Origin of the sequence: Dolichospermum heterosporum TAC447, from assembly GCF_024584745.1 — a bacterium.
Lineage (GTDB): Bacteria > Cyanobacteriota > Cyanobacteriia > Cyanobacteriales > Nostocaceae > Dolichospermum > Dolichospermum heterosporum.
In genome coordinates, this window is the sequence record NZ_CP099464.1 from 2,519,797 (window position 1) to 2,543,900 (window position 24,104).

Genomic DNA, 24,104 nt, shown 5'->3' on the forward strand with positions numbered 1-24,104 from the left:
TTGCTATAGTCTTATCAGAGAAGGATGAAAAAGCCAAAAGTTAGATCAGGTCTTAATCTTACTTATATTGAAGATAAAGGTAGTATCTACTAGCTAATAGGTATTTATGATAAAATATGGCTAATTAAATGTATAATATCTTAGAAATAATATTTTTGAAAAATTTCCTATGTCTCGACCATCTTTTGTGATTTTTGCCCAAAATTACCTTTCTGCACTACTTAGTAATTATGGTAATGTTTTCCTGAATGAACTTATTCCCCGCAACCCTAAATTAAGAGTCTATAAACATCCTTCTCGATTTGGTTGGGAACGTACATATATAGAAACACTCTTTACTAATAACCCTAATATATTAGTTAGTCCCGAAGTGGTGGCGGAAGCAAAAATAGTAGATGTATTGTTTGAACCTGATATTAATAAATCTAGGATATCCTTGAGATTATTGGGAGAACTTACTTCAACTCCCTGTATTATTCAACCTCTACGCTGGACACCAAACACGCAGGAAGTAAGAAACTGTATAAATCATTTTTTAACGTGGACAAGTGAAACTAATGGCGGGATTATTCCTGTAAATGAAACTTTAAAAGATATAGATCGGGAAAAATCGGAAGAGGATGATAATAAAACTCAATTGATCATCGTTCCCTCTATTTTTCCTGACCATTTTCAAGGATTTGGAATTAAATCATCTGCTGTGAATATTCCAGGTGTTTATAATTTACCTGCAATTTTTTCTACTACTATCGTTGTTACAAATGAACTACCTATAGATATTTCCACTCTCTGGTTGAGGATTTTAGGACGGGGAAAGACTCAAAGACAGGCGATAATAGAACTTTTTCACTCAGGTATTGATGATCCGCTTTATACTTTAGCTCGGCAACAGTTACAACAATGGTATCAATTTTTATTACAAGGTGATATTGGTAAAGAATCTCATCTGTTGATACAAACTTTGGCTTCATTAACTTAGAAAATACTCTCACCCCTGCACACTAGCAATTATCTGGACGATATCCTGGGGAGTTGCACCAGTAGCTAACATTGCACGTATTAATAACTCAATGGAAACAGAATCATCGCCATTTTCAGCATTAGCAATCCTGGGTTGACTATCTTATGACTTACACAAAATATCTCTGAAACCCTCTTTTCTTCGTTTTCTTCGTTCCTTCGTGGTTCGTTCTCTCATGATTTGTACTTAATTTCTGAACTTATCCATGTAATAAAACTAGAGGTTTATCAGTTTGTTCCATATTTTTACTATATCAAATCTGATATATTTAGGCATATAATTGGCAAAATTACTTTTGCTGATAAATCGGGAATCAGTATTTACGAGAAAATGTGGCTAGTTGTCAGAAAATATTGTTAAAGTACGTAAAGGTTTATAGACCTGTTTCATTTTTTAGAGGATAATTTTTCATGATTGCAACAACTCCCATATTAAAGCACGAGGTTAAAGACCTCGCCCTCGCTCCCTTGGGAAGACAACGGATTGAATGGGCTGGAAGAGAAATGCCCGTATTGAAGCAAATCCGCGATCGCTTTGCCAAAGAAAAGCCCTTCGCTGGTTTACGCCTGGCAGCTTGCGCCCACGTCACCACAGAAACTGCACATTTAGCGATCGCACTCAAAGCCGGCGGTGCTGATGCAGTATTAATTGCTAGTAACCCCCTATCAACTCAAGATGACGTAGCTGCAAGCCTTGTAGCTGATCATGGTATTGCCGTATTTGCTCAAAAAGGCGAAGATGCCGCTACATATAACCGCCACGTGCAAATCGCCTTAGATCATCGCCCCAACATCATTGTTGATGACGGTAGCGACGTGGTAGCAGAATTAGTTCAACATCGTCAACACCAAATTGCAGATTTAATTGGTAGCACCGAAGAAACCACAACTGGTATCGTGCGGTTACGCGCCATGTTTAAAGAAGGCGTTCTCACCTTCCCCGCCATGAACGTCAACGACGCAGACACCAAGCACTTCTTTGATAACCGCTATGGTACTGGTCAATCTACCTTAGACGGGATTATCCGCGCTACAAATATTTTGTTAGCTGGTAAAACTGTTGTCGTTGTCGGTTATGGCTGGTGTGGTAAGGGTACAGCCCTCCGCGCCCGTGGGATGGGTGCAAACGTCATTGTCACCGAAATTGATCACATCAAGGCAATTGAAGCCGTTATGGATGGTTTCCGCGTGCTACCAATGGCGGAAGCAGCGCCTCACGGTGATATCTTCATTACTGTCACAGGTAACAAGCACGTCGTTCGCGGTGAACACTTCGATGTCATGAAAGACGGTGCGATCGTTTGTAACTCTGGTCACTTCGATTTAGAACTTGATTTGAAATACTTAGCCGCTAATGCTAAGGAAATCAAGGATGTCCGTCCTTTCACTGAAGAGTATAAATTGACAAATGGTAAATCCGTTGTTGTACTCGGACAAGGACGTTTGATTAATTTGGCTGCTGCTGAAGGACACCCCAGCGCAGTTATGGATATGAGTTTTGCTAACCAAGCTTTAGCTGTTGAATACCTGGTGAAGAATAAGGGTAGTTTAGCTGCTGGTTTGCATTCTATTCCTAGAGAAGTGGATGAAGAAATTGCTCGTTTGAAGTTGCAAGCTATGGGTATTTTCATTGATAGTTTGACAGCAGCGCAAATTGACTATACCAATTCTTGGCAGTCTGGAACGTAAGTCATTTAGTTGATTTTTTGGGGATAGGCGTTTTGCTTATCCCTTTTTTTAACGAACCGCAGAGACGCAGAGAGCGCAGAGGGAGGATATAATGGGAGGAGGGTGTTGTTTTAAGTTTGTATGTCAGCAAAAGATTTTTTTCACAATGCAGTTAGGTTAGCTTTAGAAAAAGATGGTTGGTTAATTACTGACGATCCTTTATCATTTACAGTAGATACTCTTGATTTTCGGATTGATTTAGGAGCAGAAAGACTGTTAGGAGCAGAAAAGGAAGGACAAAAAATAGCAGTTGAAATAAAATCTTTTTTGGGTCCATCTGACGTTAGTGAATTTCATACAGCTTTAGGACAAACACTTAATTACCGTTCTGTTTTAAGAAAAAAAGAACCCAACCGCATTTTATATCTAGCAATTGGTAATGAAATATACAAAGAGTTTTTTCTTATTCCGTTTATTCAAGAAATCATTGCTGAACATCAATTAAAATTACTGATATTTGAAGCTATTAAACAGGAGATTGTTTTATGGAAGGAATGAATTATCCTGAATTGGTAAAAACTGTATTAGCAAGACATACAGAAAATCATGCTTCCAAAGGAACAGAAAAGGAGTTAATTTTTGATTGTGAAAGAAATAGTTATTTAGTAGTTCATGTAGGATGGGAAAATAATGAAAGGGCTTATGGGACAATTATTCATGTAGATATTAGAGATGGAAAAATTTGGATTCAGAGAGATTTTACTGAGGAAGGGGTAGCTAGTGAGTTGGTAGATTTGGGAGTACCAAAAACGGATATTGTTTTAGGTTTTAAGCCACCTTATATGAGACAGTTTACTGATTTTGCGGTGGGTTAGGATTTAAGGATATAACCTATCTATACCTCATCAAACTATTTAGTGTTCCTATCATACCGCAAAGATGTTTGATTTTGCATTGTTCTTCATACAGAAGGTATTTTAAAAAATCAATAATATCAATATCAATACCTATAGAAATTCTTGACCTAAACGAGCTTGTATATATATAAATATATTCCTCATAAAAATAATCATGTATCTTATTAATATACTGTTCTAGCTCCTTTAAAGACTGATTTTCCAAAAGAAGACTTATATAAGATTTCAAATTCCTAATACAATTATCTTTCTCATTAATTTGTTTTTGTAACTTCTCTAATTCGTTGATATCAGGAGTATCTGAATAGGGTTCTAACTTCTCTAAATAATAATTTTCTAAATCTTCTGCATACTGTTCTAAATCTTCCACATACTTTTCTAAATTTTCTAGATCCTGTTCTAATTCTTCTAGATACTGCTCTAATTCTTCTATAATGTTTGGTTTATTAATTATCTCTTCTAATTCACTAATTTCTGATTCTCTATCTATTAACCTATCATTTAAAAATAAAATATCCTGCTGTAATTTACTAACTTCTGATTCTTTATCTCTTAACTTCTGAATTAAAAAAGACTTTTCTCCTTCCAACTCTTTAACACGGTTATCCAGATAATTTTTCTCTCTTGTAACTACTTCTTTCTCTCTTTTAACTACTTCTAGTTGGTATTTTTTCTCATTAAAATTACTTGTTAATTGACTGAAATCCTCTGCCAATTCATCAAAACTTTCTGCTAATGAATTGACACGTTCAAGAATTTCAGATTTTTCAGATTCCAATTTTTTAATCACAGTATCTTTTTGAGCAATTAAAACGCTACTACCACTATTCTTCAATACACTTAATTCCCATTCAACGTCTCTTAAATTTCCAGTTAAAGAGTCTCTTTCCTTTTCTAATTCTTGACTACGATTATCACTATCTTCTATAGTTGTTTTTAACTGTGATTCTTTTTCAGTAAGTTGTATTTCTAACTGATTAATTTTTTGAAGATTTTGATTTTTTTCAAATTCTGATTTCTTAATCTCATTATCTTTTTGAGCAATCTGAGATTCTAACCTTTCTATATCACTATATATAGATTTATCATTTAAAACTTTAATTTCGTCTTCTAATTGTTGAACAAGACTATTCAAAATCGTTTTCTCTTGTGTCAGTGATTCACAATTAGATTTTTCAGTAATAACAATCGCTTCTAATGACGATATCTTTTGTAAATTCTCACCTTTTTCGATTTCTAAATGTTGAATCAAACCATCCTTTTGAATTATTAAAGATTGAACCTTATTTAATTCACTTTGAATATTCTGTAACTCAATATTATGATCAGGTTTAGATTGTAACTCATTAACTTGTGATTCTAAAACTCTCAACTTCTGCGTTAAGGAATTAATATCACCATCTTTTGTAGTGATTATAGACTTGAGAATTTCCTGAGATTGATTAAAGTTATTTTTCTCTTGAGTAAGAAATTTATTTTCTTGTTTGAGAACTTCATTTTCTCGGTTAAAAGCTTGAATTTTTATCAATGCTTCATTTCGCTCATTCATTAATACCTGAGTTTTTTCCAAAACTAAATCCCATGTCTTATCTTCTAAATTTTCCTTATAAACAATACCACCTAATTTTTGAATAAATGATTTTTGGTTTGTTTCTAAGTCTTGATTTCTTTGATTAAAGATAGTATTTTGTATCTGTAATTTATTAGTCAGTTCTAATATTGTTTGATATTCCTGATGTAAAATATTAATTTGTTGTTCAAATTTATGAATCTCCTGTTTTAAAGATTCATTGTCACCAGTCAATTTTTCAAATTTTGTATTCAACTGCTGAGATTGAGAAAATATATCTAAAAAAACTTTAATAATTAAATTATATTTAGCTACATTCCGAAAACCTTGCGTGTCAATCTTCTGTTGCTGGTTGTTATCCTTTGTAAATAAAAGATAGCTCATAATTAAGATTATGGCTATCAAAATGGTAATGATATATATCATAGAAATACCTCTTTAATCACTAATTGAGTAAAGTTAGCTTATTCAACCTTATTTACTTGTATATCATATATTATGATACTTGTATTACTTTGCGTCTTTGCTCCTTTGCGACTTTGCGCGAAATAAAAAATATTGAACCACCAGGCGATTAGAAATCGCGTCTACACAGACAAAACCCGCCTTCGCGGGTTCAAGAATCTTACTTTTAGTCCACGCAGGTGGACTTCGTTTGTATAGCCGCGATTTCTAATCGCCAGGGCTTTTCGTAAATTCCCAAATTAATACACCACCATGTATTGTATCATTGTAGGGTATTCTAGTATAGAATCAGTAACGTACCATTGTCAAGAGTTTGGTGCGTTACGCGATCGCTAACACACCCTACGTATCTTTTCAAGAATCAAACCGGATTCTTATATAATAGGATGGGGTGTTATTTTAAGTTTGTATGTCAGCAAAAGACTTTTTTCACAATGCAGTTAGGTTAGCTTTAGAAAAAGATAATTGGCTAATTACTCATGATCCTTTATCTTTTGAACTTACTGAAAAAGTTAAGGTGAGAATAGCCGTAGAGGTAAAAAGTTTTATAGGACTTTCAGCCATTTCTGAATTTCATACAGCTATTGGTCAGTTTTTGAATTATAAGGTAGTATTAACACAGAAAGATCCTCACAGGATATTATATCTAGCTATATCTGAAGATATATATGAAGGATTTTTTCTGGATTCTTTTATTCAAACTGTTTTACAGACTTATGACATTAAGTTATTAGTGTTTGATGTAAAAAGAGAGGAAATCTTACTATGGAAAAGTTAGATTATCGAGAAATAGTTAAAAATTTCATTCAAAAGTATGCACAAGAAGAATGTGTAGAAGATTCAGAAAATATCGAACTTGTTTTTGATACAGAAAGGGATGTTTATTTATTATTGGTTACAGGATGGAAAGATGAAGAGAGAATTTATTGGTTTCCCATTCATATTAGTATTAAAGATGGAAAGATTTGGATTCAGCGCGATTTTACAGAAGAAGGAATTCCTCATCAATTAGTAGAGTTAGGAGTACCGAAAACAGATATTGTGTTAGGTTTTAGAGCGCCTCATATTAGGCAGTTTACTGGTTTTGCAGAGGGTTAAATTTTTTATGTATCTTTCTAATAGCTTGATTATTCCCTAAAATCACAAACCAACCGCTTAAACATAGACACAGAAACAATAGTAGTATTCACTAAATTCTGTGCTTGATTAAAATCAGAATCTCCAGTAATTAAAAAATCCGCCTCTGCTGCGATAGCACAAGCTAAAAACTTTTCATCCTTTCTATCTCTAGCAAAATCTATAGTTACCTGAACATCAACTAATTTAGTTACCAAATCTATAACATCTAACCATTCTTTTCTGACTTCATCTGTCAACTTAAACTTCTTCCGACTTAACACATCCTGATACTCTGCTAAAATCTCCTCAGAAACAACCCAATCACAATTAGGACTATCCACAACAAATTGAATAACATCCCTTGGTTCTCTCCCCTTGAGAACAGCAGAAACTAAAACATTAGTATCAATAATAACTTTCATTCCCCACGCCGATAAGCTTCAATTTCTGCGGCTATATCCTCCTCTGTAACCTCTTCCACACCAGGAATAGCCTGAGTTTTATCAAATAAATTCCGCAACTTATTACTAATTGTAACCTGCGGGTTATCTTCAGCTAAAACAATAATCTCCACACGCTGTCCAACTTGAAAAGGTAAATCAGATAAAACTACCTGCTTCGGGTCTTCAATGGTGATATAAGTCTTGTAAGCATTCATAAGAACACCCGGTAAGTGGGAAACTCAGCGTCTTTAGACCTGAGAGGGAAACGACACGAGCGGTTTTAACCGCTGTGGATATTAAAATTGAAACCAGATTTTTGATTGGAATCTGGAAACCAACTCCCATTTCTGGGGTAATGTTAGCTAGATGCCTCCGGCACGCTGCGCGAACGACCTGTTATAAGAGCTTGCTTGAGCTTGCAACACTGTTCCAGTGACCTTAGAACTGTTTAATCACAAGCGACAGAGCAGGGAACTAGCTTCGCATTCCGGGGTGTCGTGACTCAAATAACGGCTACCATGAGAGTAAACTCAGGGTGGTCTGGTCAGTACGGCTTGCTTGATTACTCTTGCAAGCCCAGTCCCTTTAGGGCTGGGTTACTGACGATTTATTCTGCTATTTATCCTGTATATATTTTATAACACTTCTCTTCCTTTGCACCTTTGCGTGAAATAAAAATATTCATAACTTCTTGATATACTAGAAACATTCCTAAACAATCATCTCATGTTAACCATAACCATTGATGAAATCCAGAAAAACTTCACTAGCTATCTTCACCAAGTAGCAGCAGGAGAAAGTATTATTATCATTGAAGCAGGTAAAGCGATTTAGAGCGCCTCATATTAGGCAGTTTACTGGTTTTGCAGAGGGTTAAATTTTTTGTATTCTTCCTTTGCGTCTTTGCGTGAGATAAAGTTTCAATCATCCATTGATTCTGTAAACAAAGATTCCAGATTTCGATAACCACTAACTACACGCACAATTTCAATCCCACCATTAATAACTCAATAAAAAATAACATAACCATCCAAAGGAACACCCTGCAAATCAACCCTAATATATTCATAGCTACGCCCCATATTGGGGAAATTAGCTAAATATTTACATTTTTTCTCAAATTCATCAACAAAACGCTCTCCAGCATCAATATTTCTATTGGCAAAATAATCAATAATTTCTAATAAATCCCGACTAGCTTCTGGAGAAATAATATGTATTTTCATCCTTTTATCTCTCTCGCTTGACGCAACTTATCCCGCAATTGTGAAATCACAACATCTCCATTAATACCTTCCCCTCTATCCAATTGTTCAATAGCAATATCAACCTTTTCCCGTGTTTCTTCCACCCAATTTTGATAACCCTTATCCCACTCCAAAAGTAACTTCAAAGCCTTACTAATTACATCTTCAGGATTTGTATATCTACCCGTAGCAATTTGCGCTTGAATAATTTGCTCTAATTCCGGTTTAATTTGGATATTCATGATTTCACCTTTGCGCGAAATAAAAAATTATCCTAAATTCAAAATACCTTCTGGAAAATCCACAACCAAACGCAAAAACTTCAACCATTCAGAACCTAATAAAACTTCTGTAATATTATCCCCCACATGAACAGGAATTTCATATTCCTTACCATCCAATATTACCTTACCTAAATAGATATTAAACCTTGATTCACCTTGTGCTGTTTGCATAGGTTCATTACCAAGAAAAACCCAATCCAGTCCATCCAAATCTTGAGTATTAATTGCCATAAACTTGGTAAATCCTGTATCTAACATCGCATCCACAGGTAGATTTAATCCATCAGCCGTAATCAAATCAATCTCAAAAAATAGCTGCCCCTCACTACCAAAATTTCCCTGAATCATATTCTCCCAGTCGTTCCTGTTTCATTTAAGCAAAACACATAATTCTTAGCCTTTGGATATTTTTCATGGACTTTTTTATGAGCTTGGATATTATCTTGATCAAGAAAGTATTCTCCACTATCTGGTTCTATGGCAATATACCAACCATAGTGACTTTCCATATATTCAGGACGGACACGATCAAAAATTGCCCGACAACGTTGATAAAATATTTCATCTTCTGCTTCTCGTCTAGCTAATTCTTCTGGTGATATAATCAATTCAGGAAAAATTCTTCCTCTTCTTACCACTTTTTTTGATGTTATGTGAGTCATATCATTAACTTTAACTCTATTTATTATCTTAACTTAAATTGTGCTTAATTGCAACTTTTATCATTATTTGAACATGAATTTTAACATGATTTTCCCTCTTTATTTTCATCATTAAAAGCTGCTGCTAATTCAGGACTACTAATAGCTATAGAACTTTCTTTCCATTCATAAATAATAGCATCAATCAAATCCCAAGCCTGATTAGAAGTATCAGTTAAGCGAAAAGCCTCACTCACTTCTTTAATAAACTCTTGCAATTCATCAGCATCAAAAACCCGCAACCAACCATAAGGATGTTCATAACCAATTTCTTGACCCAACAATAACCGAAACGCCACCGATAACACCTCAAAAACCGCCTTACTTTGTGTTACACCTTTCACTAAATAAGCCACATCCTCACGACGCAACAGCGCAAAAGATTGGTCATTTCTAGTAATAGTAATTGGGTGTTCATAAGCCTTATCTAAAACCTTTCCAGGTTGACGATTTAACTCAGTAGCTGTCACTAACTCATCTGAGTAAGCATTGCTAAAAATTGCCATTGACATGATACCTGCGTTTTCCAGAAACGCTGACTTAATATAAAGATAATATTACGTACTATTATACGTAACCCTTATCATTTGTCAATAGGTAAGATTACAAAAACCTTTGTTTGGGGTTTCATTTTTTCTTTGCGCGAAATAAAAACCCCAAAAATCCCCATCATTAATCATTAGGAGGATGCCAACTTAAACCAATCCAAATAGCCCTAGCTTGGACAACATCTTCATTATTTAATCGTAAAGCTAAAACCGTACCTCTGCCAATAGCAGTTATCCCAATAATATGAGTACCACCATTTGCCCATTGAAAATGATCTAAGAGACTTCCAAATAAAAAAATGTCCCAAAACTGATGCAAAAATTCTCTCTCTGTGTACTCTGTGCCTCTGTGGTTCGTTTCTTGGGATAATTTATTTCTTGGAAGTCTCTAACCATCTTTGTAGACGAGCATTAAACAAAGATACAGATTCATTCGTTACAGGATCATTAGCTGTTATTTTCGCTCCTTTAAACTCATTACAACGATAACAACAAGCAGCTAAATTTTCTCGCTCATCATTTCCCCCTAAAGAACTAGGCAAAATATGATCCATAACTAAAGGCATACCTGTTAAACGGCTAGATGTGCGACAATATTCACATCTATAGCTCGCCTCATTAATAACTTGTTGACGAAGAGATTTAGAAATAGATGACACTGGTATTATACTAATTGCTCAACATCTGGAAGAGAATAACCTTTCCATTTTAAAAGTGCATAGGCATAGGCTTTTTTCAGCATTAAATAATCAGCACTCACTCGCAGCGATTTCAATAATAATCTATCAGATTCACTTAATTGATTATTTTGATTTTTTTCTAAAAGTTGTAAATGTAATTCTTGCTGACTTTCTGGAACTCGACTTTGAGCAATAGTTAATAACTCCTCAATAGTTAATTCTTGCATAGCGATTAATTCCCCTTGTAATTCCAGAGGTGCATAATCAATAGCAGGAGGAGCATTAATTCGAATAGTCATGATTTATCCTGGTATTTGACCTATATATATTTTATAACACTTCTCTTCCTTTGCGCCTTTGCTCCTTTGTATCTTTGCGCGAAATAAAAAATTATCCCAAAGTTAAAATACCCTCTGGAAAATCCACCACCAAACGCAACAACTTCAACCACTCAGAACCCAATAAAATTTCATTAATACCTTTACCCACATTCACAGGAATTTGATACTGCTTTCCGTCTAATATCACTTGACCCTTTTTTTGATGTTATGGGAGTCATATTTTTAACCTCAATTCTAACTAACATTGTAACACAATATATGATATTATCTAAATAATCAATATAAAAATTTTCTAATATGACTCTTAGCCAATCTCACCCCTATCTTTCCCCAGAAGAATATTTAGAAGCTGAAAAATCCAGCCCTATTAAACATGAATATATCCAAGGGCAAATTTACGCAATGGCTGGTGCTAGTGATGCTCATGTGACAATTACCGCTAACTTAGTCGCCCTTTTAAGAAATCATATTCGTGGTACAGGATGCCGTCTTTATGTCGCTGATATGAAAGCGAGAATTGAATCTCTAGATATTTTCTATTATCCTGATATTATGGTAACTTGCGATTCAAGAGATACACAATTTGAATATTTTAAACGATATCCGAGTTTAATTATTGAAGTTTTATCACCTTCTACAGAAGCCTTAGATAGAGGTGATAAATTTAGTGATTATCAAGAATTAGACACTTTACAAGAATATGTTTTAGTAAGCCAGAATCGGCAAAGGATTGATTGTTTTCGGCGCAATGCTGAAGGAAGATGGGTTCTTTATAGCTATAGAGTAAATCAACAATTAGAGTTAAACAGTGTGAATTTTTCTTGTTCTCTAACTAATGTTTATGAAGACGTTACTTTTCCTACAAATTTAAGTAAATAAAATAAGATTACTTAGCTGGAATGGGGGTTTCAAAGCCTCTCCCTAACCCTCTCCTAAGAGGCTCCTAAGAGGAGAGGGAAAAGGAATAACATTTAATGCTGGAGAGGTTTGGAGAGGGGTTTATTTATACATTAAAAACTTTTCAAACATCCTCTTAGTTTCATCATTAAAAGCTGCTGCTAACTCAGGACTAATAATAGCCATAGAACTTTTATACTACACACGGGTGAGATTTAAACTTTCGCCAAATGACAAAGAACCCAGATGTGTAGGGGTAAAGCAAAAACTCATAGGTGTCAACTTAAGCTCAAATCCCTACCACATCTCGTTCCTAGTCTCTGACTAGGAATGCAGTTGATGAGGCTCTGCCTCTAATATCATTGAAGGCAGAGCCTTCTAGAATTCATTCCCAGTCAGAGACTGGGAATGAGACGAGTTGAGTTCTTCGGAAAAAACTTCTGTTCTTCCCCCCTGCCTCTCTTCTCCCCCTGCTTGCCTTCACCCGTCATTTTCCAGACTACTAGTATAGGGAGTATAACCCCCTATTTACCAGCAATATCCTTTATGAAGTCTAGATAGATATTAGGTAAAAAATTACTGCTAACCTATCAATTTCTGCCAAGTCATTGCCCCAATAATACCATCAGCAGTTAAACCATTTTGCTGTTGAAATTTCTTGAGTGCTGCTTCCGTTTGCGAACCATAAATACCATCGGGATTAGCACCTATACGATATTGTAAATATCTGATAATCACACCACTAGCATGAGTTCCTTGAATAACTCGTTTAGCTAATATTTGATTGATAGCATCCCAGGTAGTATTACTAGCAATTCCTGTTGGTAAAACTCCCACAATTCTCTGGAATTTTTCCGTTGCCGAAGATGTAGCCGCCCCCATGCCATTATCTTCTACTAGGGTCCGATTATTTTTATCAGTAATTTTCAGCCGATTTAAAGCCTGTTGTAGTCTGAGAATGCTCTTATCTTTATTCTGTTCTTCATCTATAACAGAATTTGCAGGAGCATTAGGCACAGTATTTGCAGGAGCATTAGAAGCAGGATTTACAGAAATATTTGCTACTTTACCTGTTAACCCGGCAACTATGGCATTAGCCATTGCTTCACCATCATATATTTGCATATCTTTGGCAGAATCAATGAAGCAACCTTCTATGAGAATCCCTGGCATATTTGTTCTTTTCAGAACATATAGGTGTGAACCACTTTTAACACCACGATCAAAAAAGCCCAATTTGACAATTTCATCTAATACTTTTTGGGCAACTTTTTTGCCAGCGTCACTAATAGCAAATACTTCTGTCCCATTAGCTTGTCCATTAAAAGCATTAAAATGAATAGATACAAAAAAATCTACTCGGTTATTATTGGCTTTTTCGCACCGACTACCTAATGATTGATTTACTGTACTGGCACTATTTGGTTTACATGAGATTACTATATGTCCTAAACTTTCTAATTTAGCGATAACCTTGTTACCCACTTCCATTGTTAACTTATCTTCCGATTTAATACCAGCTGCACCACTATCGGGAGGGCAGTTGTGACCAATATCAATGCCGAATTTCATTTTTATCTCCTTAATTGACTTTGTTGCTATGCCAAGAGTCTGCTACTGGTTAATTTAGTTCCAAAAAGCATAGACATTATTTTAATCTCTAGGTAGAGATTCCCCCATTAATCCCCAAAAATGTTTAAGATCAATGTAAAGAAATATTTCGTAGCAAAAGCGCATGAAACGCATTGTCTTGATTGCTGGGTTTGAATCGTTTAACGTGGACTTGTACCGAAAAGCGGCTGATTTGGCTAGTTCCCGGTGTCCAGAGTTGGATATTCGAGTATTTAGCGATCGCAATATTACCACCAATAGCCCGGAAGTAGAAGCAGCCCTCAAAAACGCAGATGTGTTCTTTGGCAGTTTACTCTTCGATTATGACCAAGTTGTGTGGTTGCGAGAGCGCGTCGCTAATATTCCTATCCGTCTCATTTTCGAGTCAGCACTGGAATTAATTAGTTTAACCAAAATAGGAGCATTCGCTATTGGTGACAAACCCGCAGGAATGCCCAAACCCATTAAATTCATCCTTGACAAATTCAGCAACGGTAAAGAAGAAGACAAACTCGCCGGTTATATCAGTTTCTTGAAAATTGGACCCAAGTTATTAAAATTCATCCCCGTCCAAAAAGTCCAAGACCTTCGTAACTGGTTAATTATCTATGGTTACTGGAACGCCGGCGGTTCAGAAAACGTCGCTGCCTTATTTTGGACAATTGCGGAAAAATACTTAGATTTAAAAATTGGAGATATACCGCCACCCATTGAAACCCCCGACATGGGTTTGTTGCATCCCGAATATCAAGGTTTTTTTAGATCACCGCGCGAATATTTACAATGGTATCGGAAAAGAGACCAGGGCGTAGGGGCGCAGGGTCTGCGCCCAATCATCGGTATTTTACTTTATCGAAAGCACGTCATTACCAAATTGCCCTATATTCCCCAACTGATCCGCTATTTTGAAAAAGCCGGTTTAACTCCCTTACCCATCTTTATCAACGGCGTAGAAGGTCACGTAGCCGTCAGAGATTGGATGACCAGCGACTACGAAACCCAACAACGTCAAAGAGGTAACATTGAAACTCCTTCCCTTACCGCAGAAGCAGTAAAAATTGATGCCATAGTTTCTACCATTGGATTTCCCCTAGTTGGTGGTCCGGCTGGTTCAATGGAAGCAGGAAGACAGGTGGAAGTAGCTAAACGCATTCTCACAGCCAAAAATGTCCCTTATATCGTCGCTGCACCGTTATTAATTCAAGATATTTATTCTTGGACGCGCCAAGGTGTAGGCGGATTGCAAAGTGTTGTACTGTATGCTTTGCCAGAATTAGATGGTGCGATTGATACAATTCCCCTCGGTGGTTTAGTCGGTGAACAAATTTATTTAGTTCCTGAACGAATGCAGCGATTAACTAATAGAGTCAAAAGTTGGGTTTCTCTCCGCCAAAAACCTATTTCCCAACGAAAAATAGCCATTATTTTATATGGTTTTCCCCCTGGCTATGGTGCAGTGGGAACTGCTGCATTATTAAACGTTCCTCGCAGTTTAATTAAATTACTAAATGCACTCAAAGCACAGGGTTATACAGTTGGTGATATTCCTGAAGATGGTGAAGTATTAATCCAACAAATTAAAGAAGCAGATGAAATTAATCCTATCGCCAGCCGAGAGGAAGGCATATCCCCCCCCGTAAACGGGGGGGCTAGGGGGGGTTCTACCGTTAATGCCAGAACCTTAGAAAAATGGTTAGGTTATCTTTTCACAACTCGCATTGAAAAACAATGGAAATACCTCACCGGTAGCGGCATTAAAACCTATGGTGATGAGTTTAATATTGGTGGTGTGCAATTAGGAAATGTGTGGATAGGTGTCCAGCCACCTTTGGGAATTCAAGGTGATCCCATGCGGTTAATGTTTGAAAGAGATTTAACCCCCCATCCCCAATATGCAGCCTATTATAAATGGTTACAAAATGAATTTGAAGCTGATGCAGTTGTTCATTTCGGAATGCACGGAACGGTTGAATGGTTGCCCGGTTCACCATTAGGAAATACTGGCTATTCTTGGTCTGATATTCTCTTGGGAAATCTGCCAAATCTCTATGTCTATGCCGCAAATAATCCTTCAGAATCAATCTTAGCCAAACGTCGTGGTTATGGAGTATTAATCTCTCATAATGTCCCACCCTATGGACGCGCTGGTTTATATAAGGAATTGGTGAATTTACGCGATTTAATCGCAGAATATCGGGAAGATCCAGAAAAGAATTATCTGTTAAAGGAAGGGATTTGTAAAAAAATTGTTGATACCGGTTTGGAGGTAGATTGTCCTTTTGATGATGCTAAAAGGTTGGGTATTCCCTTTACACCGGAAAATGTGAGGATGTTTAGTAATCATGCTTTTGATCATTATTTGGTCAAGTTGTATGAGTATCTCCAAGTTCTCGAAAATCGTCTTTTTTCTTCTGGTTTACATACTTTAGGTGAAGCACCGAATCAGGAGGAGTTAACTGGTTATTTGGATGCTTATTTTGGAAACGAACCACAGAGCCACAGAGAACACAGAGAGAAGGAGGAAGAGGAAATTACAAGATTATTAAATCAATCTACTGATGAGTTAACGAATCTTTTAAGAGGGTTAAATGGTGAGTTTATTCCTCCTGCACCTGGTGGTGATTTGTTGCGTGATGGTGCTGGTGTTTTACCGACGGGTAGGAATATTCATGCTTTAGATCCTTATCGGATGCCTTCTCCTGCTGCTTTTGAACGAGGTAAGGAAATTGCTAAGAAAATTATTTCTCAGTCTTTAGATGAAAATAAGAAATATCCAGAAACAGTGGCAGTTTTATTATGGGGTTTGGATGCTATTAAAACTAAGGGTGAATCTTTGGGGATTCTCTTGGAATTGGTAGGCGCTGAACCTGTCAAGGAAGGAACAGGACGCATAGTTAGATATGATTTAAAACCTCTCGCTGAAGTTGGACATCCGCGTATTGATGTGTTAGCAAATCTATCGGGTATTTTCCGAGATAGTTTTGTGAATATCATTGAATTATTGGATGATTTATTTCAACGGGCTGCGGAAATTGATGAACCGGAGGAAATGAATTTTATTAGAAAACACGCTTTGATTTTGAAAGCCCAAGGTGTGGAAAATTCTTCCGCAAGATTGTTTTCTAATCCCTCTGGCGATTTTGGTTCTTTAGTTAATGATAGGGTGGTTGATGGTAATTGGGAATCTGGAGAAGATTTGGGAAATACTTGGGAAAGTCGCAATGTCTTTAGTTATGGTAGAAATGATAAAGGACAAGCTAGACCAGAAGTATTACAGACCTTATTAAAAACTAGCGATCGCATTATTCAAGAAATAGATTCGGTAGAATATGGATTAACCGATATTCAGGAATATTATGCCAATACAGGCGGTTTGAAAAAAGCCGCAGAAAAACAAAGCGGCAAAAAAGTACAAGCCAGTTTTGTCGAAAGTTTTTCTAAAGACACCACACCCCGCAATTTAGATGATTTATTGCGAATGGAATACAGAACTAAGTTATTAAATCCTAAATGGGCTAACGCAATGGCGAATCAAGGTTCTGGGGGCGCTTTTGAAATTTCCCAACGCATGACGGCGTTAATAGGTTGGGGTGGAACTGCTGATTTCCAAGATGATTGGGTATATGATCAAGCAGCAGAAACCTATGCTTTAGATCCAGAAATGGCGGAAAAATTACGCAAAGCCAATCCTGAAGCCTTTAAAAATATCCTGGGAAGAATGTTAGAAGCATCAGGACGCGGATTATGGCAAGCTGACGCAGATAAGTTAGAAAAATTGCGTCAGTTGTATGAATTGAGTGATGAACAATTGGAAGGGGTGACAGTTTAATAGCTTTAATTGTAGGGTGCGTTAGCGACAGCGTAACGCACCACATCTCAAATCATATTTTAAAATAATTCTATAATACAATCTCTCAATATCTCAATTAACTGTTCTTTACTAACTTTATTATCAGCAACCTGCATTGTTAATTGATATGCTTCTTCTGGTGTCATGTTCAGTTCATAATCATTCAAGTTCAAGAATGTCACCATAACATCAAAAGCGGTGCGTTTATTTCCATCTATAAAAGCATGATTATTAGTAATGTGAAATAAATATGCTGCTGCTTGTTCAACAATAGTAGGATGTAAAAACTCTCCTCCAAAACTTGCTTGAGGTTGGTAAATCGCAGAATCTAATAAACCTTCATCGCGGATACCGTATGAGCCACCATATAAGTTAATTTGCTTATTATGTATACTTAGTACATCTTCTTTTGCAATAAATTTAGGACTATGCAAGTTTTCTATATACATAATCCCATTTTTTTGTAGATGCTAAAGAAGTTAACATAGCTTCCGATTCTTTAGGTGTGATATCATCTTCCAATTCTAGTGATTTAAAAAAATCTTCAGTAAATATTTTAAATTGTACACTAGCTTTAATGATTGATTGTATTACGTGTTTTTTTGTTTCTGTAAGAATGTATATTTCATGCTGCGAATAGGTTACAGAATAAGCTTCCTTCTTAATTTTCTGATATACCACTAGAGTAGACACAATTATGTCCATAAAAATCTCTTTACTATGTTTGATAAAACTAAACTCACAGCATTGTTCTAAAATTTCTTTAAGCAGAAAATTGTATCTAACAAAAAGTATAACTGATGATTGATCCAATTCTACTTTTTCCTTTAATACCTTAACAAACTTAATAATTTTATTAAGTTTGTACTGTAGATTTTTCACTTCCTCTATAAGTTTATTGATAGATATTAGTCCGCTATTTTCCAACTCAATTATTTCTGCAAATATTTCATCTTGCGGGTTAGCATTATTCAGGCACTTTTCCAGGAATTCTATCTTTTCCTGAAAGTTGGTAATAGTCTCTTCTGGGAGTATAAAGCTGTATACCATTTTTTACGTACCTGTCTGGTGATATTATAGCGGTATGCACTTGAGCGAGATACAGTCAGCGAATTGTAAAGCCTATAGGGGCGCAGGGTCTGCGCCCTAGATTGTATTGCATCCTAGCGATAACCGCTATATGCGCTTTCTTAAAAATATTTTAACTGAAAAACCCATAATAATCCAGTCTGCCAGTTACTAATATAGCCTTAGCCAGCCTTAGCCAAAAATCGTTAAATCGAACTTTATTGGCTTAAACTAAACTTTTGTAGGGTGCGTTAGCAATAGCGTAACTCGCATATTATTCACCTTGAAATTATCCTCCAAATCATGGATAATACAATGTAACAACCAAATAAACCCTAGCACTCACAGGGGTTGAGTGCTAATTTCTAGCTTAATCTTGAAACTGATGTAGTAGGCAAAAATTCTCCTTTTCCTAGATAGAGTTAGCGGACTTTTCCGCAATAGATTCTTGCCTAAAATTCAAGTTTCTCGACAGTTGATGAATTCATTTGGAGGACTAGAGTCAGTAACCCAGCCCTAAAGGGACTGAGCTTGCAAGAGTAATCAAGCAAGCCGTACTGACCAGACCACCCTGAGTTTACTCTCATGGTAGCCGTTATTTGAGTCACGACACCCCGGAATGCGTTGCTAGTTCCCTGCTCTGTCATTTGCAATTAAACAGTTTTAAGGTCACTAAAACAGTGTTGCAAGTCTAAAAAGCTCTTATAACTGGTCGTTCGCGCAGCGTGCCGGAGGCATCTAGCTAACATTACCCCAGAAATGGGAGTTGGTTTCCAGATTCCAATCAAAAATCTGGTTTTAATTTTAATATCCACAGCGGTTAAAACCGCTCGTGTCGTTTCCCTCTCAGGTCTAAAGACGCGCTCGTTTCCCACTTACCGGGTATTCTTATGATTAAATACAGTTTCAATCTGGTAGGTGTATCTCCTGTTTTGCATTTTTTCAATCACCAACAACAGAGTTTTATAAAACCGCAGCATCAAGGCATAGAATATATAGGAACTCATACTTGCACATTAGATGCCTTTCTATCATCCATAGAACCAATCCCCGTTAAATGGGGTTGGAACTTAGATCAAGTAGTAGATACAGTCATTGACTTTTGGATGAATAATGCTGAAAGTATTAACTATTGGAAATCCCGCTTAAACGATGCCGGACATGATAGTTTACTCGTAGCTAGAGTCGCAGATATGAACTCTTTGTCAGAGGAACTTGAATCACTACTCAGAAAAAACTTGTAACCCTTAACTCTCATTCTCTATCACCTGGAGAATTTTCAAATATAACTCTTCCACTCTCTTTGCTGCTAATTTACCACTAGCAGCATAGTGATTTAACCCAGGAGAACCATTGACTTCAATCAGCGTATAATCTACCATCGGCATAGTAATATCATCGGTAAGTATGTCCACCCCAGCTAATCTTAGTCCAATATCTTTAGTCATATTAATTGCTAACTTCTGAAAATCAGGATGAATAGTTTCCGAAAAATCCACCGCTTCACCGCCACTCGATAAATTAGCACTATCCAAAAGATAAACAGTATGATCACGAGGAATCACACTATCCCAATCAAAATTTTGTGTTTTTAATTTTTGGGAAATGCGAAAATCATCAAATTTAATCACATTTTTTCTACCCGTATTAATAATTTTTTCCTGTTTTTGTTGTAGCAACTCCAAAACATTAGATATACCATCACCAACAACACATAAAGGAGTTCTTTGATAAGCCGTAATCACCTCATCATCCAACACCACAATTCTATAGTCATTACCACTGTAAAACTTTTCAACAATCAACCCTGATTTAATTTGGAATATCTTATTAGCAACATCATAATATTCCTCCTGATTATGCACCTTAGTCACCAATATACCTTGACTCAGATTTAGCGGCTTAACAATCACAGGAAATCCCATTGATTGTGCATAATTAAATCCATCATCAATATTTCGAGGATGAGCTATTTTAGCACACATCTGATCACTAAAAAATGTCTTTCCCTCTGTCACCCGATATCCAAAGTGCTTCAGGAAAAAATTACTATAGGCTTTATCTTTAGCTAATTCGGCTGAGGCGAAACCATTAATATTCAATTTGGCATGACTAAAAACTGACTTTTTCCCATTTTTAAAAGTAATATGCCCCACAAATTCATATTCTGGTTCAACTAAAACCACAGCCCCTATTTGCAATGCTACTTTTTGGATGATTGATGTAATTGACATTTTTTATTTTCTCGGATTCTTTCAAAATTACCCTGAAAAAGTATGGCAATATTCGTAAATATTTCCCAACCGAAACCTCAAATCATTCCTGAATTATGCCATATAAGCAATTGGACAAAAATATTTACAGTCATTGCGAGGGAAGGGAAGCAATCACAACCCTGGCGATTGCTTCATTTCACTTTATTCCATATGGCTAACGCCACGCAACGCTTACGCAATAACATTGTATATAATTAATTCTGTATCACTACTTATTACACAATGACTTTAGTTGTTATGTGTATCTAAACACTAAGTTGCTCAGTAAATACCCATTGACATCAAATAAAACTAAACATTCTTAAAAGATAAGTTGTTGCATCACGTATTGACAATTTTGAAAATGTGTAATAACAAGGTGGCATCATCAATAAAAAACGCTAGTACATCTTTAGCTAAGAGACATACTAACGCCCTTCACTCAAATTCATACGCATAAAATAATCATGCCACAAAATACGGATTACAAAAATATCACCTCAGAAAATCAAGCCATGCCTACAGCAAGAGAAGATAACGCCTACAAAAAAAGGCTGAATGGTTGGGCTGTAGCCCGTGTTGTCACAGAACAAGAAAAAGTAATTGTTTCCCGGTTTCGCAGTCGTTCTGATGCCGAAGGCTATATTCAGCACATCCGTCAGATGATTCCTAACACTGTTTTTGAGCTTTTCTTTGATTGCCAACGGGAAGAAGTTGTCATTTAACACTCTCAACGAGATTCTTGGTTCACCGAAACCACTTAATTTGGATTCCTTGCGTTCTCTAAACCAGAGGTGGGGTTCTCCCCAAGGGACTTCGGGTATTCCTGTAAATCCACAAGAGACAAGAGGTAAGAGGCACAATTCAAGATAAATATTCTCCTCATTCCCTCATCCCTTCGACTTCTAACTTACACAGCAGCCAGCAGTCCATTGTGCTTGAGTAAAGCCTTGGTACTGGGTTTTCGTCCCCGGAAGGTTTTAAATACATCCATTGGATGCTGACTGCCACCTAGTGCTAACAGCGTGTCTCGGTAACTTCTGCCAATTGCCTGAATTGCAGCTTCATCTTCCAAACCTACTTCTTCAAAAGCGGCAAAAGCATCAGCACTGAGAACTTCAGCCCATTTATAGCTATAATATCCCGCTGCATAACCCCCTTCAAAAATATGACCGAAAGCACATAAAAACGCATCCTGGGGTAATGGTGGTAACACAGTCGTTAACCTAGCAATCCGGTTTCGCACATCTGTCACAGTTTCCTGACTATTAGGGCAATAGCGGTAATGTAACTCCAAATCCACACTACTAAAATCCAGTTGCCGCAACATAGTTGAACCACTCATGTAATTACGTGCCGCCAACAATTTTTGGTAGTAATGTTCTGGTAATGCTTCCCCTGTTTCATAATGTTTCGCCATGCCAAACAAGGTTTGGCGGTCATAACACCAGTTTTCCATAAACTGGCTCGGTAATTCCACTGCGTCCCACTCAACATTATTAATACCTGCTGCCCCCAGATAATTCACCTTAGTCAGCATATGATGTAAACCATGTCCAAATTCATGGAACAATGTCTCAACTTCATCAAAAGCCATTAAACTCGGATTACCATCTACAGGGGGAGTTTGATTACACATCAAATAAGCTACAGGTAGCCGAATAGTAGTTAAACCATTTTCTGTAACTTTGCGACGGTGAATACAAGCATCCATCCAAGCACCACCACGCTTTTCCGCAGGACGACTGTAAGCATCTAGGTAAAAATAGGCAATGGGTTCACCATATTTATCAGCAATTTGGAAATAACGAACATCCTCATGCCATATTGGGGCTTGACCATCAGCAGGTGTCACCGTCACCCCAAATAGCCTTTTTACCAGCCCAAATAGCCCATCTAGAACTTGAGGCAGGGGAAAATAGGGAATTAACTCCTCGGCAGTAAAGGCAAATTGTTCTTCCCGTTGACGTTCAGCCCAAAAGCTAATATCCCAATGCTGCAAATTTTCGGCTTCTACGGCTCCTTTCGCCTTGGCAAAGGCTTTGAGTTGTTCTAAATCTTTGACAGCAGCATTATAACTAGCTTGACGGAGTTCTTCTAACAGCCTTTCTACAGAGGAAATATCCTTAGCCATCTTACTAGCCAAACTCAGTTCAGCAAAAGTTTCAAAGCCAATTAATTTAGCTAGTTCTTTTCTTAGCTCTAAAATTCGTATAATCAAAGGATTATTATCTAATTCCCCGGAAGATGCCCGGGTAATGTAAGCCTTATAGAGTTTTTCCCGCAAATCCCGCCTGGTACTGTGCTGCATGAATGGGAAATAACTAGGAAAATCTAAAGTAATATGCCAAGGTCCATGTTCCGGGGTGGCATTTTCTTCACCAGATGCACGAGCAACTTGGGCTGCAAGACTCAAAAAGCTACTTGGTAAGCCATCAATGTCTTGTGGGGTGGTGAGAATTAAAATAAAGCCTTTAGTCGCATCTAGAACGTGATTAGCAAACCTAGTTGCCAGTTCTGCTAATTCCATCTGGATAGTATTAAAACGCTCTCTATCTTTTCCTTCTAAACCAACACCAGACAATTCTGCATCCCGAATTGCAGCTTTGATAATTCTCTGCTGGGCTGAATCTAAAGTTTCCCAACTAGGACTATTGCGAATTGCTTTGAACGCACTATAAATAGGTTTACTTTGACCCAGGATATTCATAAACTGAACTACTTGCGGCTGTACCTTTTCATAGGCAATACGTAGTTCTGGACTATTTTTTACACCCATTAAATGATTCAGTATTCCCCAACTCCAATTTAGTCTTTCTGTCAATTTTTCTAGAGGTTCTACTAAACCGTTCCAAGTAGGCTCTATATTTGCCTCTAAGTCAATTAATTGCTTTTCCAGTTCTGCCAATAGATGACTAAAAGCTGGTTCGACTTGCTCTGATTTAATATCCGCAAATACGGGTAAACTACAGCCTTGAAGTAGGGGATTCTGATAAATAGTAGCAGTTGCACGCATGGTAGTGAGTTAATAGCCGATGAATTAGTGGGGAACAACGATTGATTTTTCTTTATATAACTAATAATTTAGCGTTGCGACAAAATTTCGCGTTGCTAGAATGGCAATCTTACTCAACAGATACAGAAATTAGGAGACCAGAATTAAATAAGTATATTTCTATACGAAAAATAATTAAATCTACCTCTATTCCTATGCCAGTTATACAAAAAGTTCATTCTGATAGTGTATCGTAGTGTGGCGTAAACCATACTACTGCAACTTTATAACTACTGAATTTGTTTTTGATGGCTCAGATACATAGGGCTACTATTTGATTTTTGATAGCGTAGCGTAAGCCATACAAGCTGTAAACCGTAAACCCCATCGAATCAACGATTGAGTCTCGGTATAATGAACAAGAA

Annotated in this window: 28 protein-coding genes; 11 read left to right on the plus strand and 17 right to left on the minus strand. The window is 36.7% G+C overall.

What is annotated here, in order from left to right; all coding sequences use genetic code 11:
• Positions 1-169 precede the first annotated feature (169 nt).
• The 4 genes from NG743_RS11310 to NG743_RS11325 all read left to right on the plus strand — a co-directional run bounded on the left by NG743_RS11310 (position 170) and on the right by NG743_RS11325 (position 3,563).
• Entirely contained in the window at positions 170-979 is an 810-nt protein-coding gene (locus NG743_RS11310; protein ID WP_027402899.1) for a hypothetical protein, read from the plus strand.
• A 452-nt stretch (positions 980-1,431) separates the two neighbouring features.
• Positions 1,432-2,709, plus strand: a complete 1,278-nt coding sequence (gene ahcY, locus NG743_RS11315; protein ID WP_257122000.1) for an adenosylhomocysteinase — start codon at positions 1,432-1,434, stop codon at positions 2,707-2,709.
• Between the two features lie 120 nt (positions 2,710-2,829).
• A complete protein-coding gene (locus tag NG743_RS11320; protein WP_257122001.1) occupies positions 2,830-3,246 on the plus strand; it encodes a XisH family protein in 417 nt (138 codons plus the stop codon).
• Positions 3,234-3,563, plus strand: a complete 330-nt coding sequence (locus NG743_RS11325; protein WP_257122002.1) for a XisI protein — start codon at positions 3,234-3,236, stop codon at positions 3,561-3,563. The genes NG743_RS11320 and NG743_RS11325 overlap by 13 nt, the downstream gene beginning before the upstream one ends.
• Positions 3,564-3,579: 16 nt before the next feature.
• Here NG743_RS11325 and NG743_RS11330 read toward each other — a convergent pair whose 3' ends face one another.
• Positions 3,580-5,559, minus strand: a complete 1,980-nt coding sequence (locus NG743_RS11330) for a coiled-coil domain-containing protein (protein ID WP_257122003.1) — start codon at positions 5,557-5,559, stop codon at positions 3,580-3,582.
• A 490-nt stretch (positions 5,560-6,049) separates the two neighbouring features.
• Here NG743_RS11330 and NG743_RS11335 point away from each other — a divergent pair, with 490 nt between their 5' ends.
• Together NG743_RS11335 and NG743_RS11340 are read left to right on the plus strand one after the other, a co-directional pair.
• Positions 6,050-6,418, plus strand: coding sequence for an element excision factor XisH family protein (locus NG743_RS11335; RefSeq protein ID WP_257122004.1), 369 nt, complete (start codon positions 6,050-6,052; stop codon positions 6,416-6,418).
• The gene (locus NG743_RS11340) at positions 6,406-6,738 is read left to right on the plus strand and encodes a XisI protein (RefSeq protein WP_257122005.1); all 333 of its coding nucleotides are present in this window, start codon (positions 6,406-6,408) and stop codon (positions 6,736-6,738) included. Before NG743_RS11335 ends, NG743_RS11340 begins: the two co-directional genes overlap by 13 nt.
• Before the next feature lie 29 nt (positions 6,739-6,767).
• On the opposite strand, the gene NG743_RS11345 is transcribed toward NG743_RS11340, so the two are convergent.
• The gene (locus NG743_RS11345; protein ID WP_027402909.1) at positions 6,768-7,181 is read right to left on the minus strand and encodes a putative toxin-antitoxin system toxin component, PIN family; all 414 of its coding nucleotides are present in this window, start codon (positions 7,179-7,181) and stop codon (positions 6,768-6,770) included.
• On the minus strand, positions 7,178-7,417 hold the full coding sequence (locus tag NG743_RS11350; protein ID WP_193964824.1) for a hypothetical protein: 240 nt from the start codon (positions 7,415-7,417) through the stop codon (positions 7,178-7,180). The genes NG743_RS11345 and NG743_RS11350 overlap by 4 nt, the downstream gene beginning before the upstream one ends.
• Positions 7,418-7,928: 511 nt before the next feature.
• Here NG743_RS11350 and NG743_RS26880 point away from each other — a divergent pair.
• The gene (locus tag NG743_RS26880; RefSeq protein ID WP_035082810.1) at positions 7,929-8,036 is read left to right on the plus strand and encodes a type II toxin-antitoxin system Phd/YefM family antitoxin; all 108 of its coding nucleotides are present in this window, start codon (positions 7,929-7,931) and stop codon (positions 8,034-8,036) included.
• A 173-nt stretch (positions 8,037-8,209) separates the two neighbouring features.
• Here NG743_RS26880 and NG743_RS11355 read toward each other — a convergent pair whose 3' ends face one another.
• The 9 genes from NG743_RS11355 to NG743_RS11395 all read right to left on the minus strand — a co-directional run bounded on the left by NG743_RS11355 (position 8,210) and on the right by NG743_RS11395 (position 11,190).
• Positions 8,210-8,428 (minus strand): type II toxin-antitoxin system RelE/ParE family toxin, encoded by a 219-nt coding sequence (locus NG743_RS11355; protein ID WP_306459842.1) that lies wholly within the window; start codon positions 8,426-8,428, stop codon positions 8,210-8,212.
• Positions 8,425-8,691, minus strand: coding sequence for a ribbon-helix-helix domain-containing protein (locus tag NG743_RS11360; RefSeq protein ID WP_193963019.1), 267 nt, complete (start codon positions 8,689-8,691; stop codon positions 8,425-8,427). Before NG743_RS11360 ends, NG743_RS11355 begins: the two co-directional genes overlap by 4 nt.
• A 27-nt stretch (positions 8,692-8,718) precedes the next feature.
• Positions 8,719-9,081, minus strand: coding sequence for a hypothetical protein (locus NG743_RS11365; protein ID WP_027402912.1), 363 nt, complete (start codon positions 9,079-9,081; stop codon positions 8,719-8,721).
• Positions 9,078-9,395, minus strand: coding sequence for a hypothetical protein (locus tag NG743_RS11370; RefSeq protein WP_027402913.1), 318 nt, complete (start codon positions 9,393-9,395; stop codon positions 9,078-9,080). The genes NG743_RS11365 and NG743_RS11370 overlap by 4 nt, the downstream gene beginning before the upstream one ends.
• Positions 9,396-9,475: 80 nt before the next feature.
• Positions 9,476-9,946 (minus strand): hypothetical protein, encoded by a 471-nt coding sequence (locus NG743_RS11375; protein ID WP_027402914.1) that lies wholly within the window; start codon positions 9,944-9,946, stop codon positions 9,476-9,478.
• A 160-nt stretch (positions 9,947-10,106) separates the two neighbouring features.
• On the minus strand, positions 10,107-10,301 hold the full coding sequence (locus tag NG743_RS11380; RefSeq protein ID WP_228043854.1) for a hypothetical protein: 195 nt from the start codon (positions 10,299-10,301) through the stop codon (positions 10,107-10,109).
• A 52-nt stretch (positions 10,302-10,353) separates the two neighbouring features.
• Positions 10,354-10,641 carry an HNH endonuclease gene (locus tag NG743_RS11385; protein WP_234413254.1) on the minus strand — a complete coding sequence of 96 codons (288 nt, stop codon included), beginning with the start codon at positions 10,639-10,641 and terminating at the stop codon, positions 10,354-10,356.
• A gap of 5 nt (positions 10,642-10,646) precedes the next feature.
• Positions 10,647-10,961 carry a hypothetical protein gene (locus NG743_RS11390; protein ID WP_257122006.1) on the minus strand — a complete coding sequence of 105 codons (315 nt, stop codon included), beginning with the start codon at positions 10,959-10,961 and terminating at the stop codon, positions 10,647-10,649.
• A 91-nt stretch (positions 10,962-11,052) separates the two neighbouring features.
• Positions 11,053-11,190 (minus strand): hypothetical protein, encoded by a 138-nt coding sequence (locus tag NG743_RS11395; protein ID WP_228043855.1) that lies wholly within the window; start codon positions 11,188-11,190, stop codon positions 11,053-11,055.
• Between the two features lie 110 nt (positions 11,191-11,300).
• Here NG743_RS11395 and NG743_RS11400 point away from each other — a divergent pair, with 110 nt between their 5' ends.
• Entirely contained in the window at positions 11,301-11,882 is a 582-nt protein-coding gene (locus tag NG743_RS11400; RefSeq protein WP_027402916.1) for a Uma2 family endonuclease, read from the plus strand.
• 600 nt (positions 11,883-12,482) lie between these two features.
• Here the strand turns inward: NG743_RS11400 and NG743_RS11405 are convergent.
• The gene (locus NG743_RS11405) at positions 12,483-13,472 is read right to left on the minus strand and encodes an N-acetylmuramoyl-L-alanine amidase (RefSeq protein ID WP_027402917.1); all 990 of its coding nucleotides are present in this window, start codon (positions 13,470-13,472) and stop codon (positions 12,483-12,485) included.
• Positions 13,473-13,635: 163 nt separating this feature from the next.
• Between NG743_RS11405 and bchH the strand changes: the two genes are divergently transcribed.
• Positions 13,636-17,340, plus strand: coding sequence for a magnesium chelatase subunit H (gene bchH / locus NG743_RS11410; protein WP_027402918.1), 3,705 nt, complete (start codon positions 13,636-13,638; stop codon positions 17,338-17,340).
• A gap of 59 nt (positions 17,341-17,399) precedes the next feature.
• On the opposite strand, the gene NG743_RS11415 is transcribed toward bchH, so the two are convergent.
• Both NG743_RS11415 and NG743_RS11420 read right to left on the minus strand, forming a co-directional pair.
• Complete coding sequence (locus NG743_RS11415; protein WP_228043856.1) at positions 17,400-17,810, minus strand: type II toxin-antitoxin system death-on-curing family toxin; 411 nt, start codon at positions 17,808-17,810, stop codon at positions 17,400-17,402.
• Positions 17,788-18,411 (minus strand): hypothetical protein, encoded by a 624-nt coding sequence (locus tag NG743_RS11420; protein WP_257122007.1) that lies wholly within the window; start codon positions 18,409-18,411, stop codon positions 17,788-17,790. The genes NG743_RS11415 and NG743_RS11420 overlap by 23 nt, the downstream gene beginning before the upstream one ends.
• A gap of 911 nt (positions 18,412-19,322) precedes the next feature.
• Here NG743_RS11420 and NG743_RS11425 point away from each other — a divergent pair.
• Positions 19,323-19,673 (plus strand): hypothetical protein, encoded by a 351-nt coding sequence (locus NG743_RS11425; protein WP_027402922.1) that lies wholly within the window; start codon positions 19,323-19,325, stop codon positions 19,671-19,673.
• A gap of 3 nt (positions 19,674-19,676) precedes the next feature.
• Here NG743_RS11425 and NG743_RS11430 read toward each other — a convergent pair whose 3' ends face one another.
• Positions 19,677-20,663, minus strand: coding sequence for a cyanophycin synthetase (locus tag NG743_RS11430; RefSeq protein ID WP_257122008.1), 987 nt, complete (start codon positions 20,661-20,663; stop codon positions 19,677-19,679).
• A 488-nt stretch (positions 20,664-21,151) separates the two neighbouring features.
• Here NG743_RS11430 and NG743_RS11435 point away from each other — a divergent pair, with 488 nt between their 5' ends.
• Positions 21,152-21,409: a hypothetical protein gene (locus NG743_RS11435; RefSeq protein ID WP_027402924.1), complete on the plus strand. Its 258-nt coding sequence runs from the start codon at positions 21,152-21,154 to the stop codon at positions 21,407-21,409.
• A gap of 185 nt (positions 21,410-21,594) precedes the next feature.
• Here the strand turns inward: NG743_RS11435 and NG743_RS11440 are convergent, their stop codons facing one another.
• The gene (locus tag NG743_RS11440; protein WP_257122009.1) at positions 21,595-23,700 is read right to left on the minus strand and encodes a M3 family metallopeptidase; all 2,106 of its coding nucleotides are present in this window, start codon (positions 23,698-23,700) and stop codon (positions 21,595-21,597) included.
• Positions 23,701-24,104: the final 404 nt, after the last annotated feature.